The organism is Polaromonas sp. P1_F4 (assembly GCF_056405675.1).
Window position 1 is genome coordinate 112,186 of the sequence record NZ_JBFUBP010000005.1, and the last position, 18,395, is coordinate 130,580.

An 18,395-nucleotide genomic window follows, 5' to 3' on the forward strand; every position below is an offset into this window, starting at 1 on the left:
CACATGGCCTTACTACAGCAATTACTTGTTCCGGTTGACGGCAGTCCGACTTCCGTCAAAGCGCTGGAGACCGCGATTGAACTGGCGCACCTGAACGGGGCGCGCCTGCGGCTGCTCTACGTGATCGATGAGCTGGATTACGTCAACGGCTTCGAAACGGCCAAAGCGTACTATGAGCAAACGCTCCCGTTCATGCACACCGAGGGTGAAAGGCTGCTGGCGCAGATGCGCAGCCTGGCCGCCAATAAGGGCGTGGCATGCGACAGCGTGCTGCTTGAATCGGGTGCCGGCCGTCTTTGCGATGCGGTCGCCGAACAGGCCAGGCAGGTTCATGCCGACATGATCGTTCTGGGCTCGCATGGACGCCGCGGTCTGGACCGCATCCTGATGGGCAGTGACGCCGAGCAGATCGTGCGGCACAGCCCGGTTCCGGTGCTGGTAGTGAAAGGCTGAATTTGCAAGAGCCTGTTCTCAGCCCGCAAGGCCACCGTCGGGACTCACCTCTGTACCGGCACGGCCCGCCAGCATTTCCTCGATCTGGGCCAGCGAGCCTATCAAAGCCTTCTTGCCGGTCTTGAGCACAAAGCCGGTGGCAGCCTGTACCTTGGGGCCCATGGAGCCTGCGGGGAAGCTATGGCCCAGCAATTCCTGTGGCCTGATCTTGCCGATGGCGTGCTGTGCGGGCGTTCCCCAGCCCAGGTAGACGGCATCCACGTCGGTGGCGATCACCAGGCAGTCGGCCCCCAGTTCCCGCGCGAGCAGGGCGCCCGTCAGGTCCTTATCGATCACGGCATCGATGCCTTGAAGAGAATGCCCGCCGGCGGTGTGCACCACCGGGATGCCGCCACCCCCCGCGGCGATCACCACTGCCTCATGCTGCAGCAGCCAGCTGATCGGGTCCATGCCCAGCACACGCGTAGGGAGAGGCGAAGCCACGACGCGCCTGAAGCCTGCACCGTCCGGCGCGACATGCCAGTGCATGGCTTGCGCAAGCCGTTCGGCTTCCTCCTTCGTGTAAACAGGTCCTATAGGTTTGGTGGGCTTCCCGAAAGCCGGATCGGCGGGGTCGACTTCCACACGCGTAAGCAGGGTGACCACGGGGCGGCCGGGTGGAAGGTGGTTGGCAAGTTCCTGCTCCAGCAGGTAACCGATCATGCCTTCGGTTTGCGCACCCAGTACGTCAAGCGGATAGGGCGCCACTGCCGCGTAGGCCGAGTTCTGCAGCGCCAGCAGGCCTATCTGGGGCCCGTTGCCGTGAGTCACCACCAACTCATGACGAAGCGCGACGCGGGCCAGTTGGGCCGCCACGCTCCGGATGTTTTCCAGCAGGTTCTGCGCGCTGAGCGACTGGCCCCGGCGCAGCAAGGCATTGCCGCCCAGCGCGATCACCAGCTTCATGCGAGGGTGGCCACAAGCACGGCCTTGATGGTGTGCATGCGGTTTTCCGCCTGCGTGAACACGATGGATGCATCGGACTCGAAGACCTCGTCGGTCACCTCTATTTCGCTGAGGCCGTAGCGTTCGTGGATTTGGCGCCCTACCTCGGTGTCCAGGTTGTGGAAAGCCGGCAGGCAATGCATGAAGCGGGTTCGCGGCTTGCCGGTAGCCTTCATCAAGGCGCTGTTGACCTGGAAGGGCAGCAACTGCTCAATCCTGAGCTTCCAGGTGTCGTCGGGCTCACCCATGGACACCCAGACGTCGGTGTAGAGAAAGTCAGCGTCCTTGACAGCCTCGGCCGGATCGTTGCTGAGGGTGATGCGCGCGCCTGTTGTCCTAGCCAGCTCGCGCATTTCGCTCACCAGCCCGGGCGGTGGCATCAGCGCGGCGGGTGCGGCGATGCGCACGTCCATGCCCATCTGCGTGCCGCCCACCAGCAGCGAGCAGCCCATGTTGAAGCGGGCGTCGCCCAGGTAGCAAAAAGACAGTTCATGCAGCGGCTTTTCGCCGAACTCCTGCATGGTCAGCAGGTCGGCCAGCACCTGGGTCGGGTGCGACTCATCTGTGAGCCCGTTCCAGACCGGGACGTGCGAGAAGCGCGCGATTTCTTCCACCACCGTCTGGTGAAAGCCGCGGTACTCGATGCCGTCGTACAGCCGCCCCAGCACCCGCGCCGTGTCCTTGAGAGACTCCTTGTGCCCCAGCTGTGAGCTGACGGGGTCGATGTAGGTCACGTGGCCGCCCTGGTCGTGCACCGCGACTTCGAAGGCGCAACGCGTTCGGGTGGAGGCTTTCTCGAAAATCAGCGCGATGTTTTTGCCCTTGAGGCGCGCGAGCTCATTGCCCGCGTATTTCGAGCGCTTGAGCTCGGCGGCCAGGTCCAGCAGGAAGCGGATGTCCCGCGGGGAAAAATCCTTGAGGTCCAGAAGACTGCGGTTGTGAAGGTTGAAGCTCATGGGTAGCCGTCTTTCGTGGATGCCTCAATGGCGGGTCAGGCAGCGTCACGCTCAATCGGACAGGACATGCAGTGGCTGCCGCCGCGGCCCCGGCCCAGCTCCCCGCTGGGGATGGTGATGACCTCGACACCGGCCTTGCGCAGAAGGGTGTTGGTGTGGGTGTTGCGGTTGTAGGCCATGACAACGCCGGGCGACAGTGCCAGCACGTTGTTGCCGTCGTCCCACTGTTCGCGCTCGGCTTCATAGGCATTGCCGCCGGTAGCGACAACGCGCAGCTTTGCAATACCCAGCGCCTGGGCGAGCACGTCAAGAAAGGGGCCGGTTTCTGCCCTGACATCCAGTGCGCCGGCTTCGTTGCCGGGTCTGAGGCTGAACACGCGTATGGCCTGCACGATCTCGGGAAACACTGTCACCAGGTCGCGGTCGCAAAAAGTCAGCACCGTGTCCAGGTGCATGGCCCCGCGCGACTTGGGCAGCTGGGCGGCCAGCACCCGGGTCGCGGCGCCGCGGGCAAACAGGCTGCGCGCCAGCTGGCTCACGGCCTGCGGCGAGGTGCGCTCGCCCATGCCGATTAGCACCAGGCCCTGGCCCAGAGGCATGACATCGCCGCCTTCGAGCGAGGCCTGCGCGTGCGGTTGGCCGGGATCACCCCACCACTCGGCGACCTTGCCGGCGAACGCAGGGTGAAAACGGTAGACGGCCGCCATGAGCAGGGTCTCCTGCCGGCGTGCGGGCCAGTACATGGCGCCCAGCACCACACCGTCGCCTATCCAGCAACTGCTGTCGCGCGTGAAGAGGGTATTGGGAAGGGCGGGCAATAACAGGTCGGAGGCGCTCGCGCACGCGGCCGTAAGACCCGGCAACTTGAAGGGCAGGTCCGCCGGCGTCAGCCCGCCAATCAGGAACTCGGCCAGGCGGGCCGGCGGCAGTTCTTGCAGCCAGGGTCGCAGCACGGCGGCGGCTTCCAGGTCGATGCCGGTCAGCTTGCGGTCCAGCAGCCAGTCGCGCACCGCTGGGTCGCTGACGGTGACTGCGAGAAGGTCGTGCAATTCCAGCACTTCCACGCCTTGCTCCGTCATGGCGCTGGTGAACGCGTAATGGTCGTTTTTGGCCTGCGCGACCCACATCACATCGTCGAACAGCATGTCCTGGCAGTTCGCGGGCGTCAGGCGCATGTGCGCCAGGCCCGGCCTGCAGACCAGTACCTTGCGCAGCCGGCCCGTCTCTGAATGAACGCCGGCCATCACAGGCTCAACTGACCGGTGGCGAGCATCCAGCCGGCCACCGCTGCGAGCGCGAGCACGGCTGCGAGCATGGCTTTCTCGCCAGCGGTAAAGGGCTGTTTGTTGCCCTGCCGTTTGGCGATGAAATACAGGGCCGCGCCGGGGGCGTAGAGCAGAGCGCTCAGCAACAGGTATTTGGCGCCGGCGGCATACAGGAGCCACAGGCAGTACACCGACGCGAGCGCGGCCACCGGCAGGTCCAGTGACCCGCCGGCGGTGGCTTCCCTCGTTGGGCCCTCACCGCGCAGCAGCACCTTCAGGCCGTAAAGCGCGCTGAACAGGTAGGGCAGCAAAATCATCGCGGTCGACAGCGAGATCAGGGCCAGGTAGGAAGCCTTGGAAACCAGCGTGACGATGAGGAAGATCTGAACCATGGCGCTGCTCAGCCACAGGGCATTGGCCGGCACGCCCTTGCTGCTTTGGCGGCCCAGCCATTCGGGCATCACGCCGCTGTTGGCCGGTGTGAAAAGCGACTCCGCAGCGAGCAATGTCCAGGCCAGGAAGCCACCGCCGACGGAAACGATGAGGCCGACATAAATCAGCACAGCGCCCCAGGTGCCTACGGCTTTCTCAAGCACGCTGGCCATGGAGGGATTCTTCAATCCGGCAAGTTCGGGCTGCGTGAAGATGCCCAGGGACAGCAACGAGACGGCCATCAACAGTGCCAGGCAGATCAGAAAACCAATCACCGTGGCCTTGCCGACGTCCTTGCGCTGCCGCGCGCGCGCCGAATAGACACTGGCGCCTTCGATGCCGATGAACACCCACACCGTCACCAGCATGGTGCTCTTGACCTGGTCAAGTACGGAGCCGAGTTTGGCGCTGCCCCAGAAGTCCAGGCTGAAGGTGGGCGCCTGGAAAGCGGCGGCGGCCAGCACAATGAACAGCAGCAACGGAATGACTTTGGCGACTGTGACGATTGCATTGACCCAGGCGGCAGTATTGATGCCGCGCAGCACCAGCGCATGCACGATCCAGAGGACTATCGACGCTCCGGCCACGGCCGCGGGCGTGTTGCCTTCGCCGAAAGCTGGAAAGAAATAACCGAGCGCACCGAAGGCGGCCACCAGGTAGCCGACGTTGCCGATCCAGGCGCTGATCCAGTAACCCCAGGCGGAGTTGAAGCCGACGTACTCGCCCGAGAGCGCGTGGGCATAGGCATAGACGCCGTTGTCCAGCTCGGGCTTGCGCAGGGCCAGCATCTGGTAGACGCGCGCCAGTACCAGCATGCCCACGCCCGTGACCAGCCAGCCGATCAGGATGGCGCCCGCGCCCGCGCCAGCCGCCATGTTTTGCGGCAGGCCGAAGATTCCGCTGCCGATGATGGAACCCGTCACCAGCGCGACCAGCAGCCCCAGGCCCAAACCGCCCTGCGCCTGGCGTGTGGTGGGAATAGCCCGCGGCGGCGACACGGGGGAGCGGGTATTTGACAGTGTGTTCATGGCAGGCCTTCCGTAAAAGATGATCGGCTACTTGACCAGCAGCACCGGCACGTCAACGTCCGCCACTACCCGCTGGGCAACGCTGCCGAGCAGGGCGCGGCCCAGCAAACCATGGCCATGGGTGCCCATGACCAGCATGTGTACCTTTTCACGCTTCACCGCCTGCGCGATTTGTGTGGCCGGTGTGCCGGCGACCCAGGAGGCCCGGAAAGTGATGTCATGGCGTTTGAGAAAGCGTTCTATAGGCTCCAGCACTTTCTGGGCTTCGTCGCGGTGGTAGGCATGTACCGTGGCGGCGCCCACCATGGACTTGACGCGTGGAGGAACAGCGATCTGTACATTGAGCACGATCAACTCCGCGTCGGGCCCCATCAGGGTTTCGTGCGTGACCAGAAAGGCGAGGGTTTTTTTTGTGAACTTGCTGCCGTCAACGGCCAGAAGGACTTTCATGGTTGTCTCCGGAAAATGGAAAAAAATGAGACGGCGCGCGCTCAGCGCAGGACAAGGACGGGGATGCTGCTGTGCGTGAGCACCTGCTGGGTCTCGCTTCCGAGCAGGATGCGAGAGAGGCCCTTGCGGCCGTGCGAGGCCATGACGATGAGGTCGCACTTGTTCTTTTTGGCTGCGGCCAGGATGGCGGTGGCTACGAGGTCGGACTTGGCGATCACGGATTTGGCCTGGACGCCCGCAGCCTCGGCGGCCTTTTGCGCCGCGTCGGCAATGGCCTGACCCTTGCCGGTCCATTCCTTTTCAATGCGCCCGACTTCCTGCGGCGAAATTGTGGCGCCGCCCTCAAAGTAGCTCATGGGATAGCGCGGCACGACGTTGAGCGCCACGAGTCCGGCATCCAAAGACACGGCAAGGGCGATGGCGTCCTTGACCGCTTTTCTGGAAAGCGTCGAACCGTCGGTGGCAACAAGAATGCGCTTGTACATGGTGGGTTCTCCTGTGTTGATTCGTTTGCAGTCTAGGAGCGCCGCGGCGGCCCGGGTTTGATCCATATCAAGGGCGCGGCACCTGATTCCGATCCTCTGTCCCGGCATTTTTTGATGAGATCTTTCGATGCCTGCAGAACTGCATTGGCCGGAAGATGTCCGATGCCATAAGTGACTGTGCGCGCTGCATCGGGAGGTGTCTGTTCGCCAGCAGACTTAAGCCACAGTGCCAAACAGCCAGCCGACACCCGCGGGAGTGCCCATGGCCCTTGCCCTGGATTGCAACCATGCCGCGCCGTGCCAAGCCGGGCTTGATCCATGTCAAGGGCCCGGCACTCGGTGCTGGCTAAGCTTTCGCCATGCAAGCCGTCCCTTCACTGCCAATGTTTCCCTCTGGCTCCGTGCAGCCCGTCGCCGGCACTGCGACGGAGTGGGCAGTGCTCGACGAGTCGGCCGAATGGGAGGGCTTTAGCCGGCCGGTCGCGGGGCGCGAGGGCTGGTGGGAGTCGTACCTGGCGCTGGAGGGCATGCACTGCGCGGCCTGTGCGCTCACGGTCGAGGAGGTTTTGCGCAAGCTGCCCGGCGTGGATACGGTCCAGGTCAACGGCGTGACTGCCACGGCGCGGCTTCAGTGGCATCCGCAGACCACGCAGCCTTCTTATTGGATTGCGGCATTGCACCAGGCCGGTTACGGCGCCTTGCCGGCAGGCGACCTGCTGCTGGCCGGCCGCAGGGTGCAGGCTCAGCGGGTGATGTTGTGGCGATGGCTGGTGGCGGGTTTTTGCATGATGCAGGTCATGATGTACGCGGCACCGGCCTATCTGGCGCCGGCGGGCGAGATCACGCCCGACATCCAGGCGCTGCTGGGCTGGGCCTCCTGGGTGCTGACCCTGCCGGTGCTGCTGTTTTCCTGCTGGCCGTTTTTCGCGGCGGCGCTGAGCGACTTGCGCCGCTTGCGCATCGGCATGGACGTGCCAGTGGCACTGGGCGTGCTGATCGCCTTTGGGGCCAGCACGGCCGCGACCTTTGACCCGGCGGGCCCCTGGGGTGACCATGCCTCGTACGACTCGGTGCCCATGTTCGTTTTTTTTCTGCTGTCGGGCCGACTGCTGGAGCAGCGCCTGCGCGACCGCACCGCCGGGGCGCTGGATGCGCTGATGCGCCGCCTTCCGGACAGCGTGGAACGGCGGGAAGCTGACGGCAGTTTCCGTGCGGTGGCCGTGCGTCGCCTTGTCGCCGGCGACTTGATTCGGGTGCTGCCTGGTCAGGCCTTCCCTGCTGATGGGGCCGTTGAGGACGGTGAGAGCCGGGTCGACCAGTCGCTGCTCACCGGCGAATCCAAACCCCTGCTGCGGCGGGCGGGCGACGGTGTCATTGCCGGCAGCCACAACCTCACGGGTGTGCTGCAAGTGCGCGTGCTACGCGTCGGGCCGGAAACCCGGTACGCCGAAATCGTGGCCTTGATGGAGCAGGCCTCAGTCGAAAAGCCCGGCCTGGTGCAACTGGTGGACCGCATCGCCAGTCCTTTCCTGGTGGCCGTGCTGCTGGCGAGCGCCGCCGCAGCTGTGTGGTGGTGGCCTTTTGGTCAGGCGCATGCGATGGCGGTCGCGGTCGCGGTGCTCATCGTGACCTGCCCTTGCGCCTTGTCGCTGGCGACCCCGGCGGCCATGCTGGCCAGCGCGGGCGCACTGGCCCGGCGCGGCGTGCTGGTGCGCAAACTGCAGGCGCTGGAAAGCTGCGCCAGCATCGACACCGTGATCTTCGACAAGACCGGCACGCTGACGGAAGACCGCATGCAAATCGTGATGGCCCATGTGCCTGCCGGTGTGAACCGCGATGAGGCGTGTGACTGGGCGGGTGCGCTGGCCAGGCACTCGCTGCATCCGGTCTCACGCGCCATCGCCGCCCGCTTTCCCGCGGCGGACTGGGTGGCCAGCGAAGTGGAGGAGGTTACCGGACGGGGTCTGCGCGGCAAGGTCGCCCGGTTGGACGGCAGTGAGCCGCGTTACCTCTGCCTGGGGTCGGCTTTTTTTTGCAGCGTGCCTGTGCCGGGCCGGGACGTGCCGGTGTTGCAGGCCCATCTGTCCGATGGCGAGCACTACCTCGCAGGGTTCGAGCTTGACGAAGCGATGCGGCCCGACGCGGCCCGGGCCGTGGACGACTTGCTCAAACTCGGTGTCCGCGTCCAGCTGCTTTCGGGCGATACGGGCCAGGCGGTTGCCCACCTTGCGCGCCGGGCCGGCATCGAATGGTGCTTTGGCGAATGCACGCCGGAGGTCAAACTGGAACATGTGCGCCGCCTTCGGCGCGAGGGCCATCGCGTCATGATGGTGGGTGACGGCATGAACGACGGGCCGGTGCTGGCCGTGGCTGATGTGTCCCTGGCCATGGGCCAGGCCGTGCCGGTGGCTCAGGCCAGGGCGGATTTCATCATGACCGGCAACCGGCTGCTCACGGTGCCAGCCCTTGTCGCGCAGGCGCGGCGCACCCGGGCGGTCGTGCGCCAGAACCTGTTGTGGGCAGCGGTTTACAACGCGACCTGCGTACCGCTGGCGGTTTTTGGCTATATGCCCACATGGTTGGCCGGCTTCGGTATGGCGGCCAGCTCGCTGCTGGTGGTGGCCAACTCGGCCAGGCTGGCGCGCACCCCGCCGGAGAACTAGATGGATATCCTGTTCCTGTTGATTCCACTCTCAGTCGTGCTGGCCTTGCTGATCATCGGAGCGCTGGGCTGGGCGGTATGGCGAGGTCAGTTCGAGGCGCTTGAGCAGGAAGCCGAGCGCATTCTTCACACTGATTGACTTGCATCAAATGGCGCGACCCACGCCGCATCGACACTTTGAAGCATCAAGACAAAAGGTGCTTCATGAACGAAGAAACGACACGAGGGATCGCCTATCACGACAAGGTGGTTCGCCAGTTTTCACTGGCAGCTGTGCTCTGGGGTGTGGTCGGCATGGCAGTGGGCCTTTTCATCGCCGCGCAGCTGGCATGGCCTGAACTCAATTTCGGCATTCCCTGGCTCAGTTACGGCCGGCTCAGGCCGCTGCACACCAATGCCGTCATCTTCGCCTTCGGCGGCTGCGCATTGATCGGCAGCAGCTACTACGTGGTCCAGCGTACCAGCAGCGTGCCGCTGTTTGCACCGCGGCTGGCAGCCTTTACCTTCTGGGGCTGGCAGCTGGTCATCCTGGGCGCCGCGATCAGCCTGCCGCTGGGCTACACCACCGGCAAGGAATACGCCGAACTCGAATGGCCCATCGACATCCTGATCACCCTGGTCTGGGTGTCCTATGCCATCGTCTTTTTCGGCACGCTGGGAATCCGCAAGGTTCGGCACATCTACGTGGCCAACTGGTTTTACGGCGCCTTCATTCTTGCGGTGGCGGTGCTGCACGTGGTCAACAGCGCGGAGATTCCGGCCGGCTGGATGAAATCCTATTCCGCTTATGCGGGCGTGCAGGACGCGATGGTGCAGTGGTGGTACGGCCACAACGCCGTGGGTTTCTTCCTCACCGCCGGCTTCCTGGGCATGATGTATTACTTCATCCCCAAGCAGGCGGAGCGGCCGGTCTACAGCTACCGCCTGTCCATCGTCCACTTCTGGGCGCTGATCTTCACCTATATGTGGGCGGGCCCGCATCACCTGCACTACACGGCCTTGCCTGACTGGACGCAATCGGTGGGAATGGTGTTCTCGCTGATCCTGCTGGCGCCCAGCTGGGGCGGGATGATCAACGGCGTGATGACCCTGTCGGGCGCCTGGCACAAGCTGCGCGAAGACCCCATCCTGCGCTTTTTGATCGTGTCGCTGTCCTTCTATGGCATGAGCACCTTCGAGGGCCCACTGATGTCCATCAAGACCGTCAATGCGCTGTCGCACTACACGGACTGGACGGTTGGCCACGTGCATTCGGGTGCCCTGGGCTGGGTGGGGTTGATCTCCATGGGCACGCTGTATTACATGATTCCCCGCCTGTTCGGGCAAAAGCAGATGTATTCGGTGCGCGCCATCGAGGTGCATTTCTGGACGGCCACCGTGGGCATCGTGCTCTACATCGCCGCCATGTGGATCGCCGGCGTGATGCAGGGCCTGATGTGGCGCGCCATCAACGCCGACGGAACCCTGACCTACACCTTCGTCGAGTCGGTGAAGGCCACCTATCCCTTCTACGTGGTGCGCTTCTTTGGCGGGCTTTTGTACCTGGGCGGCATGGTGCTGATGGCCTGGAACGTCTGCATGACGGTGGCCAAGGGCCGCCCTGTCCGGGTGCCGGTGCCGGCGCTGGCTCACGCATAACAAGAGAAGAAAGCACATCCCATGAAAGACGAAACCCCCTCTGCGGCCGGCTTCTCGCACGAGAAGATCGAAACCAACAACTTCCTGATGATCATCCTGATCCTGCTGGTGATCGCCGTGGGCGGCCTGGTGGAAATCGTGCCGCTGTTCTTCCAGAAGTCGACCACCGCGCCGCTGGAGGGCGTGAAGCCTTATGGCGCGTTGCAGCTGGCCGGCCGCGACATCTACCTGCGCGAGGGTTGCTACAACTGCCACTCGCAGATGATCCGCCCGTTTCGCGCGGAGACGCTGCGCTACGGCCACTATTCGGTGGCCGGCGAATTTGTTTATGACCATCCCTTCCAGTGGGGCAGCAAGCGCACGGGTCCCGACCTGCACCGCGTAGGCGGCAAATACACCGACGAATGGCACCGCATCCACCTGAACAACCCGCGAGACCTGGTCCCTGAGTCCAATATGCCGGCCTATAGCTGGCTGGAGAAGAAGCCCGTCGACCCCGCCGACATGGCACCCCGCATGACAGCACTGCGCAGGGTGGGCGTGCCTTACACCGACGCCGAAATCGCCGAGGCCGCTGGTGTGGTGAAGGGCAAGACGGAAATGGATGCCCTGGTGGCCTATCTGCAAGTTATGGGCAAGGCCCTGAAGTAAAGGAGAGAGCCATGGACGTCAACACGCTGCGCATCATCGCAACCCTGCTGTGTTTTGCCACCTTCATCGGCCTGCTGATGTGGGCCTACTCCACGCGCAACCGCACGCGGTTTGAAGAGGACGCAAAGATCCCCTTCCTGCAGGACTAGGGGGTAACGCCATGCAAGACCTCTTCACCGGTTTTTTATTCACCGCACAACACATCGGGTGTGAGCCATGAGCGATTTCACAGACAACTTCTGGTCCTGGTATGTGGCCGCGCTGACCTTGATCGGCATCGTCGGCTCCCTGGTCTTGCTGTGGGCGACGGCCCGCAAAAAAATACCCCAGAGCAGCGACAACACGACGGGTCACGTCTGGGATGAAGACCTGCGCGAGTCCAACAACCCGATGCCGCGCTGGTGGATGTGGCTGTTCGTGATCAGCGTGATCTATTCCCTGCTTTACCTGGTCGCCTATCCGGGTCTGGGTGCCTATCCGGGTGAAATGGGCTGGAGCACGCGCGGCGAATACAACGCCGCGATGGACAACGCAGACAAGGAACTTGCGCCGCTGTACGCTGGCTTCACCGCCAAAAGCGCGGACGAGCTCGCCGGCGATGCCGATGCCATGGCGGTGGGCGAGCGCCTCTTCATGAACAACTGCGCCCAATGCCACGGCTCGGACGCGCGCGGCAGCAAGGGCTTTCCCAACCTCGCCGACAACGACTGGCTGCACGGCGGTTCAACCGAGAAAATCAGGGAGACCCTGACCTTGGGCCGCAAGGGACAGATGCCGCCCATGGCAGCCGCTGTAGGAACGCCTGACGATGTCAAGAATGTGGCGAACTACGTGCTGAGCCTGTCAGGCGGCCCACACGATTCACTGCGCGCACAACTCGGAAGGTCCAAATTCACCGCCTGCGCGGCCTGCCACGGCATGGACGGCAAGGGCAATACCGCGATAGGCGCGCCCAACCTGGCCGACGACATCTGGCTGCACGGCTGGGGAGAGCAGGCCATCGTCGACATTGTGAACAAAGGCAAAACCAACGAAATGCCTGCGCAGGCCGGCAAGCTCACGGAAGCGCAGATCCATGTGTTGACAGCTTACATCTGGGGGCTCTCCAACAAAGCCGCTGCGGCAAAACTTTGAGGCGACAGTGACCCAGCTGCCTTTGCGAAAAATCATTCCCATCGTGCCGGCGGCAGAGCCGGCAGGGGAGTCGCTGTACGAGGCGCAAAAGAAAATCTACCCGCGTTCCGTGAGCGGGCTGTTTGCGCGCTGGCGCTGGGCATTCGTCATCTTGACGCAGCTGTTTTTCTACGGCTTGCCGTGGCTACAGTGGGGGCAGCGCCAGGCGGTGCTGTTCGACCTGGAGGCGCGGCGCTTTTACCTGTTCGGTTACGTGCTCTACCCGCAGGACTTCATCTACCTGACCGGCCTGCTGGTCGCCAGCGCTTTGTCGCTGTTCCTGTTCACGGCGGTGGCGGGCCGCCTGTGGTGCGGCTTTGCCTGCCCGCAGACGGTCTATACCGAAATCTTCCTCTGGATAGAGCGCAAGGTGGAGGGCGATCGCACCGCCAGGTTGCGGCTGGACGGCGCCCCTTTCTCCCTGGAAAAACTGGTCAAGAAGTGGTTCAAGCACATCCTCTGGATAGGTGTGGCGATGTGGACCGGCTTTACATTTGTCGCTTATTTCGTGCCGGCCCGCGAGCTGATCCTGCAGTTCCTGCAGACCAAAATGGGTGGCTGGGAAATCTTCTGGGTCTTGTTTTACGGTTTCGCCACTTACGGCAATGCCGGCTTCCTGCGCGAGCAGGTGTGCAAATACATGTGCCCCTATGCGCGCTTCCAGAGCGCGATGTTCGACAAGGACACGCTGATCGTGAGTTACGACCCGGCGCGGGGTGAACCGCGCGGCGCCAGGTCGCGCCACGCCGACGCCTCGGCATTGTCCCTGGGCGCATGCGTCGATTGCACCCTGTGCGTGCAGGTTTGCCCGACGGGCATAGACATTCGCGAGGGCCTGCAGTATGAGTGCATAGGCTGCGCGGCATGCGTGGATGTGTGTGATGGTGTGATGGACAAAATGGGTTATGCGCGGGGTCTGATCCGCTTCACCACCCAGAACGCGCTCGCCGGAAAATGGGGTGCTTCACGCATGCTGCGGCAGGTGCTGCGCCCGCGCGTGCTGGTCTATACGGCGCTGCTCGGCGTGCTGTGCCTGACACTCCTCTGGAGCCTGGTGGCGCGCATGCCGTTGAAGGTCGACGTCGTGCGGGACCGCGCCGCGCTTTCGCGCATCGTGGCGGGCGGGCGGCTGGAAAATGTTTACCGGCTGCAGATCATGAACGCCACCGAGCAGCCGCAACGCTACACGATTGCGGCCGCCGGACTGGAGGGTCTGACGGTCGCCTCTGAGGCCGAAGTCAGCGTGGGCCCCACCGAATCCCGCTGGGTCGCAGTGCGGCTGCAAATTCCCTACGGCTCGACGCAGGCCGGCTCGCACGCCATCGTGTTCCGTGTCGGCGATGAAAGCGGGCGTGCCCACGTCGAAGAAAAATCCGTGTTCCTTGTTCCGCGATGAATCGCGATGAAAGGCCCCTCATGACTACCATTCCCACCCAAGCCACTCCATGGTGGAAGCACGGTCATGTCTGGCTGGTGATTTCAGGGCCCGCCGCCGTGGTCGTGGCAGGCGTGGTGACAGCCTTCCTGGCCGTCAAGTACCCGGATGCCGTGATAGGCGGACAGGAGCCGGCGCGAGCCTCGCGGACCAATGCGCTGCATCAACCCAGGGCGCTGGCGCCTGCCCTGGAGGGGCGCAATCACGCGGCCACACCCGACAAAACACCCCGTCCCTGATCGCCTGCAACGCAAAGAGGAGACTCCATGATTTCAGCCAACAAGATACTGGGCATCGCCTGGCCGGCTTTTCTGTCGGCCTGCCTGCTGGAACTGCTGCTCTTCGGATTGTTCGACCCTGAGGAAATGCTGCGTTACGGGCAACCCGCGGGGCTGTCCCGGCTGGCGCTGCAGACCGCCGCCTTTTTTGTATTCTGGCTTGCCTGTGCGGCGTCCAGCGCCTTGACGGTGCTGCTGATGGGGCCTGCGCCGGCTTCCGCAGAAAGGGCCGGGCGGTAAGATCGGGTTCCACTCCCGAAGCTGCCCCATGTCCCTGTTTCCCCATGTCGGTGACGCGGTGCCCAAGCGCCGGCGTTCCATGGCCATCGCGCTGGCCGTGATGGCAACCCTGACGCTTCTGGCCGCCGTCCATCTGGCATCCAGCCCGCAGTCGCTGCCGGGCCTGCCGCTGGTTACGGCGCTGGCCGCCGCAACTTGCGGCATCGCCTGGCTGCTGGCCGGGCGTGACGCGGCGCGAGACCGCATCGGCAAGCAAGCGCTGGAGGGCGCGGACGCGAGGCTGGCCGGCCTGCTGGATTCGGCCATGGACGCCATCATCACCGTGGACAGCAAGCAGAACGTGCTTTTGTACAACAAGGCGGCCGAGAAGATATTCGGCTGGCCCACGCGCGAGATGCTGGGTCAGCCGCTCACGCGTTTGATTCCACAGCGGCACCAGGGGGCGCACGGCGAGCAGGTCAGGCGTTTCGGTCAGACCGGCACGACCTCCAGGCGTATGGGGGACGGCACGGTGCTGTACGGACGAAGATCCAGCGGCGAGGAGTTCCCGCTGGAAGCTTCCATCTCGCAGCTCGATACCGCGCATGGCAAGCTTTACACAGTGATTCTGCGCGACGTGACCGAGCGCGTGCGCGCCGGCGAGGAACTGAGCGCCTTCGCCTCGGCGGCCCACGCCATCCGGGAAAGCGAAAAAACACGGATCGCGCGCGAGCTGCATGACGAACTCGCGCAGTCGCTGACGGCGATCAAGATGGACGCCACCTGGATCCGGGAAGCCTTGCCCCCGGACACGGGTGCCGTGCGGGCCAAGCTCCACGACATGCTCGGCTTGCTGGACACCACGGTGGCCGCCACGCGCCGCATCGCGTCGGATTTGCGGCCGCTGCTGCTGGACGACCTGGGCCTGGTGCCGGCCATTCAGTGGCTTACCCATAATTTCACCCAGCGTCACGGCGTGGCGTGCAAGCTGTCGCAGGACGAGGAGGTTGAGCTGGCCGAACCGTATGCCACGGCGGTGTTTCGCATCGTGCAGGAGTCGCTCGTGAATGTGGCCAAGCACGCGAGTGCGTCGCAAGTCGATGTACGCATAGCGAGGACTGACGCGGCCGTGATCCTCGAAGTGAGCGATGACGGTGCCGGGTTCGTGCCGGACGCCCCGCGCAAGCCCGGCTCGCTGGGTCTGATGGGCCTGCGCGAACGGGCCCGCCTGCTGCAGGGGACGGTGGACATAGACACCGCGCCTGGCCAGGGAACCCGCATACGGGTCAGCATCCCGGTGCCCGAAACAGGAGACATCACGTGATCAGGATTGTGATTGCCGACGACCATTCCATCGTGCGGGAGGGGCTCAAGCGCATCGTGTCCTCCATCGAGGACATGGAGGTCGCCGGCGAGGCCGGCAACGGGACGGAAGTCATGCAGCGCGTGCGCGAGCTGGCCTTCGACGTGCTGGTGCTGGACCTCTCCATGCCGGGGCGCAGCGGGATGGAACTCATCAAGCTGATTCGCGGCGAAAAGCCGCAGCTGCGCATCCTGGTCCTGAGCATGCACCAGGAGCTGCAGTACGCCGTGCGCGCCATCAAGAACGGCGCCAGCGGCTACCTGACCAAAGAGAGCGCACCGGACCAGCTGGAGCAGGCCATACGCAAGGTGGCTTCAGGCGGCGCCTTCATCAGCGCCGAAGTGGCCGAGCAACTCGCGCTGGGCGCGATGCCCGGCAGCCAGGCGGTTCCGCACGAAAGCCTTTCCAATCGTGAGTTTGAAGTGCTGCAATTGCTGGTGGCCGGCATTTCCCTGACGGACATCGGGACGAGGCTGAACCTGTCGGTCAAGACTGTCAGCACCCACAAGACCAACCTCATGCAGAAAATGGGCTTGCAAAACCAGAGCGAGCTGATCCGCTATGCGCTCAAGCACGGACTGACCGAGCCGCTGGACCCCTAAGAACCTGTTCACGGTCTAAACGGGGGCCGTCGCGGAAAGCGCCTTGTGTTGACGAGGGTCAACACAGCCGCGGGCGCATCTCCCTACAGTCAGGGTATCCAAACTTTGCACTGGAGGTGTTCCATGAGCAATGAACTCAAACAACTGCTGGTCCACGCCGACGCCTCGCCGCAATTCGCGCAACGCCTTGAATTTTCCTGCCGGCTTGCCGCGCAGTACGATGCCGGTATCACGGCACTGTATGCCTCGCCTTCGGCCTCGGAGGCGCTTCCCGTCGCCTCCGGCATGGGCCCCGGCCTGGCCGTGAGGCGGGAGAACGTGCAGGACACCGAACTGGCGCGGGCGCGTTCGGTGTTCGAGCAGCTCAGGCCCGCGGGGTTGCCGGCCGCCTGGGCTGAAGTTCATGAATTTCCGCTGCTATCGGCCTTTGCCGGACAGGCGCTCTATGCCGACCTGCTGGTGCTGGGCCAGCACGGCCCGGGCGAGGGGTGGTCCACGCTGATGCCGGCGGATTTTCCGGAGGCTGTGATTGCCCTGAGCGGCCGGCCGGCACTGGTGCTGCCCTACACGTCGGCAAAGCCGGGTTTGCCGGGCAATGTGGTGATCGCCTGGAAGCCCACCCGCGGAGCCGCACGCGCGGTGACCGCGGCCCTGCCCATCCTGCGCAACGCAAACTCGGTGCATATCCTGAGCTGGGGCGTTGATGCCGGGGCGGCTACGGGCGCAGGTCCGAATATCGTCTCTTACCTGAAGGCCCACGGTGTCCAGGCCAGCTGGCACCGGGAAAATGTGGAAGGCGCGGAACCCGAGAACCTGGGCGACCTGCTGCTGTCGCGCGCATTCGATCTGCAGGCGGACTTGCTGGTGATGGGCTGCTATGGCCGCGCCCGCGCCTATGAATGGGTATTGGGCGGCGCATCCCGGACCGTGCTTAAAAGCATGACGCTACCCGTGTTGATGGCGCATTAAGCGGGCGCGCTGGTCGGTATAGGCTCGGAAATTTCCGAGTCTGGATCGGAGCGCCGGTGCCGGCGAACCAGCCTTATCCGAGCCGGCTTTTCAGCAAAAGACGATGTCCCTGCCGCGCCGCCTGCGCGACAGTAAGGGCATGCAACACACCGCTTCACCCACCCGGGTCTTTCTGGCCGACGACTCCGCGCTGAGCCGCCGCAGCGTTGCCGAAATGCTTACCGCCCGGGGCGTGGTGGTCGCGGGCCAGGCCGATACGCCGGAGTCTGCGGTCTCGGGCATCCTGGCGACGCAGCCCGATGTGGTGGTGCTTGACGTGCAATTCGAGAAGGGCACGGGCATGCAGGTGCTGCAGTCCGTCCTCAAAGCCACGCAAGACATTCCTTTCATCATCCTCAGCAACCATGCCGAGGCCGCCTACCGTGCACGCTACCTGGCTGCGGGTGCTGCCTGCTTTCTCGATAAACACGCCGAGTTTTACCAACTCGGGGACACCGTGGCAATGCTTGCGCAGCCGCGGCGTGTGGATCAATCCGTTTCTTCCTCCCAATCCAAGGAGTCATCATGCCCGTAGCCTGTTCATCCACCAGCGGCACTTCATCCGTCGGCGGCATTTCTTCCGCCGCCATCCTGCCGCTGAAGACTCACTGCTCGAACTGCAACCTGCGCGACCTCTGCCTGCCTTGCGGCATGAAGCCCGCCGATGTGGACGGGCTGGACGATCTCCATTTCAGCCGGACCAAGGTCAAGGCGGGGCAGACGCTCTACCATGAGGGCCAGGCTTTCCGCAACATTTACGCGGTGCGCATTGGCACCTTCAAATCCAGCCTCACGCTGGCAGACGGCCGTGAGCAGGTCAGCGGCTTCCAGATGGCTGGTGAGCTGATGGGCCTGGACGGTATCGCCAACGGCGCGTATGCCAGCAACTCCACTGCACTCGAAGACACTGAAGTCTGCACCATTCCCTACGACCAGATCAGCGGCCTGGCTGCGACCAGTGCCGACATGCAGCAGGCCGTCAGCCGGCTGATGAGCCGGGAAATCGTCAAGGAGCACAGCCTGATGATGCTGCTGGGCAGCATGAACGCCGAAGAGCGGCTGGCCGCCTTCCTGCTCAACCTGTCACAGCGGCTCAAGTTGCGCGGCTACTCGGCCAGCGAGTTTCATCTGCGCATGTCGCGTGCCGAAATCGGCAGCTACCTGGGCATGAAGCTGGAGACCGTGAGCCGCACCTTTTCCGCCTTCCTGCAGCAGGGCATCCTTGAAGTCGACAAGCGCCACATCCGCATCCTTGACCACGCGGCCCTCAAACACGTCTTCGACACGCGCGTTCACTGACAACCTGTTTACGG

Annotated in this window: 21 protein-coding genes; 15 read left to right on the plus strand and 6 right to left on the minus strand. The window is 64.0% G+C overall.

Annotation, left to right across the window (positions count from 1 at the left end):
* Window positions 1–3 precede the first annotated feature (3 nt).
* Window positions 4–453, plus strand: a complete 450-nt coding sequence (locus tag AC1DYQ_RS12225; RefSeq protein WP_477687008.1) for a universal stress protein — start codon at window positions 4–6, stop codon at window positions 451–453.
* Window positions 454–471: 18 nt separating this feature from the next.
* On the opposite strand, the gene arcC is transcribed toward AC1DYQ_RS12225, so the two are convergent.
* From arcC to AC1DYQ_RS12255, 6 genes are read right to left on the minus strand one after another with little or no spacing between them, the layout of a single operon-like run.
* On the minus strand, window positions 472–1,398 hold the full coding sequence (arcC, locus tag AC1DYQ_RS12230) for a carbamate kinase (protein WP_477687009.1): 927 nt from the start codon (window positions 1,396–1,398) through the stop codon (window positions 472–474).
* Window positions 1,395–2,393: an ornithine carbamoyltransferase gene (gene argF / locus AC1DYQ_RS12235; protein ID WP_477687010.1), complete on the minus strand. Its 999-nt coding sequence runs from the start codon at window positions 2,391–2,393 to the stop codon at window positions 1,395–1,397. The genes arcC and argF overlap by 4 nt, the downstream gene beginning before the upstream one ends.
* 35 nt (window positions 2,394–2,428) lie before the next feature.
* On the minus strand, window positions 2,429–3,637 hold the full coding sequence (locus AC1DYQ_RS12240; protein ID WP_477687011.1) for an arginine deiminase: 1,209 nt from the start codon (window positions 3,635–3,637) through the stop codon (window positions 2,429–2,431).
* Window positions 3,637–5,118, minus strand: a complete 1,482-nt coding sequence (gene arcD / locus AC1DYQ_RS12245) for an arginine-ornithine antiporter (protein ID WP_477687012.1) — start codon at window positions 5,116–5,118, stop codon at window positions 3,637–3,639. Before arcD ends, AC1DYQ_RS12240 begins: the two co-directional genes overlap by 1 nt.
* A 27-nt stretch (window positions 5,119–5,145) precedes the next feature.
* The gene (locus tag AC1DYQ_RS12250) at window positions 5,146–5,568 is read right to left on the minus strand and encodes a universal stress protein (protein WP_477687013.1); all 423 of its coding nucleotides are present in this window, start codon (window positions 5,566–5,568) and stop codon (window positions 5,146–5,148) included.
* A 41-nt stretch (window positions 5,569–5,609) separates the two neighbouring features.
* The gene (locus AC1DYQ_RS12255; RefSeq protein ID WP_477687014.1) at window positions 5,610–6,053 is read right to left on the minus strand and encodes a universal stress protein; all 444 of its coding nucleotides are present in this window, start codon (window positions 6,051–6,053) and stop codon (window positions 5,610–5,612) included.
* A gap of 359 nt (window positions 6,054–6,412) precedes the next feature.
* Between AC1DYQ_RS12255 and AC1DYQ_RS12260 the strand changes: the two genes are divergently transcribed.
* The 14 genes from AC1DYQ_RS12260 to AC1DYQ_RS12325 all read left to right on the plus strand — a co-directional run bounded on the left by AC1DYQ_RS12260 (window position 6,413) and on the right by AC1DYQ_RS12325 (window position 18,381).
* On the plus strand, window positions 6,413–8,716 hold the full coding sequence (locus AC1DYQ_RS12260; protein WP_477687015.1) for a heavy metal translocating P-type ATPase: 2,304 nt from the start codon (window positions 6,413–6,415) through the stop codon (window positions 8,714–8,716).
* Complete coding sequence (ccoS, locus tag AC1DYQ_RS12265; protein WP_431095040.1) at window positions 8,717–8,854, plus strand: cbb3-type cytochrome oxidase assembly protein CcoS; 138 nt, start codon at window positions 8,717–8,719, stop codon at window positions 8,852–8,854. It begins immediately after the preceding gene.
* Window positions 8,855–8,919: 65 nt separating this feature from the next.
* On the plus strand, window positions 8,920–10,353 hold the full coding sequence (ccoN, locus tag AC1DYQ_RS12270; RefSeq protein ID WP_457281527.1) for a cytochrome-c oxidase, cbb3-type subunit I: 1,434 nt from the start codon (window positions 8,920–8,922) through the stop codon (window positions 10,351–10,353).
* A 21-nt stretch (window positions 10,354–10,374) separates the two neighbouring features.
* Window positions 10,375–11,004: a cytochrome-c oxidase, cbb3-type subunit II gene (gene ccoO / locus AC1DYQ_RS12275; RefSeq protein ID WP_457281526.1), complete on the plus strand. Its 630-nt coding sequence runs from the start codon at window positions 10,375–10,377 to the stop codon at window positions 11,002–11,004.
* A gap of 11 nt (window positions 11,005–11,015) precedes the next feature.
* On the plus strand, window positions 11,016–11,153 hold the full coding sequence (locus AC1DYQ_RS12280) for a cbb3-type cytochrome oxidase subunit 3 (protein ID WP_477687016.1): 138 nt from the start codon (window positions 11,016–11,018) through the stop codon (window positions 11,151–11,153).
* A 67-nt stretch (window positions 11,154–11,220) separates the two neighbouring features.
* Complete coding sequence (ccoP, locus tag AC1DYQ_RS12285) at window positions 11,221–12,138, plus strand: cytochrome-c oxidase, cbb3-type subunit III (protein ID WP_477687017.1); 918 nt, start codon at window positions 11,221–11,223, stop codon at window positions 12,136–12,138.
* A 7-nt stretch (window positions 12,139–12,145) separates the two neighbouring features.
* On the plus strand, window positions 12,146–13,573 hold the full coding sequence (gene ccoG, locus AC1DYQ_RS12290) for a cytochrome c oxidase accessory protein CcoG (RefSeq protein WP_477687018.1): 1,428 nt from the start codon (window positions 12,146–12,148) through the stop codon (window positions 13,571–13,573).
* A 20-nt stretch (window positions 13,574–13,593) separates the two neighbouring features.
* Window positions 13,594–13,851 carry a nitrogen fixation protein FixH gene (locus AC1DYQ_RS12295; protein ID WP_477687019.1) on the plus strand — a complete coding sequence of 86 codons (258 nt, stop codon included), beginning with the start codon at window positions 13,594–13,596 and terminating at the stop codon, window positions 13,849–13,851.
* A gap of 27 nt (window positions 13,852–13,878) precedes the next feature.
* Window positions 13,879–14,130 (plus strand): hypothetical protein, encoded by a 252-nt coding sequence (locus AC1DYQ_RS12300; protein WP_477687020.1) that lies wholly within the window; start codon window positions 13,879–13,881, stop codon window positions 14,128–14,130.
* Between the two features lie 28 nt (window positions 14,131–14,158).
* Window positions 14,159–15,433: a PAS domain-containing sensor histidine kinase gene (locus AC1DYQ_RS12305; RefSeq protein ID WP_477687021.1), complete on the plus strand. Its 1,275-nt coding sequence runs from the start codon at window positions 14,159–14,161 to the stop codon at window positions 15,431–15,433.
* Window positions 15,430–16,074 carry a response regulator gene (locus AC1DYQ_RS12310; protein WP_477687022.1) on the plus strand — a complete coding sequence of 215 codons (645 nt, stop codon included), beginning with the start codon at window positions 15,430–15,432 and terminating at the stop codon, window positions 16,072–16,074. Before AC1DYQ_RS12305 ends, AC1DYQ_RS12310 begins: the two co-directional genes overlap by 4 nt.
* A 123-nt stretch (window positions 16,075–16,197) precedes the next feature.
* The gene (locus tag AC1DYQ_RS12315) at window positions 16,198–17,043 is read left to right on the plus strand and encodes a universal stress protein (RefSeq protein WP_477687023.1); all 846 of its coding nucleotides are present in this window, start codon (window positions 16,198–16,200) and stop codon (window positions 17,041–17,043) included.
* Window positions 17,044–17,146: 103 nt separating this feature from the next.
* The gene (locus tag AC1DYQ_RS12320) at window positions 17,147–17,617 is read left to right on the plus strand and encodes a response regulator (RefSeq protein WP_477687024.1); all 471 of its coding nucleotides are present in this window, start codon (window positions 17,147–17,149) and stop codon (window positions 17,615–17,617) included.
* On the plus strand, window positions 17,608–18,381 hold the full coding sequence (locus AC1DYQ_RS12325) for a helix-turn-helix domain-containing protein (protein WP_477687025.1): 774 nt from the start codon (window positions 17,608–17,610) through the stop codon (window positions 18,379–18,381). The genes AC1DYQ_RS12320 and AC1DYQ_RS12325 overlap by 10 nt, the downstream gene beginning before the upstream one ends.
* Window positions 18,382–18,395 lie beyond the last annotated feature (14 nt).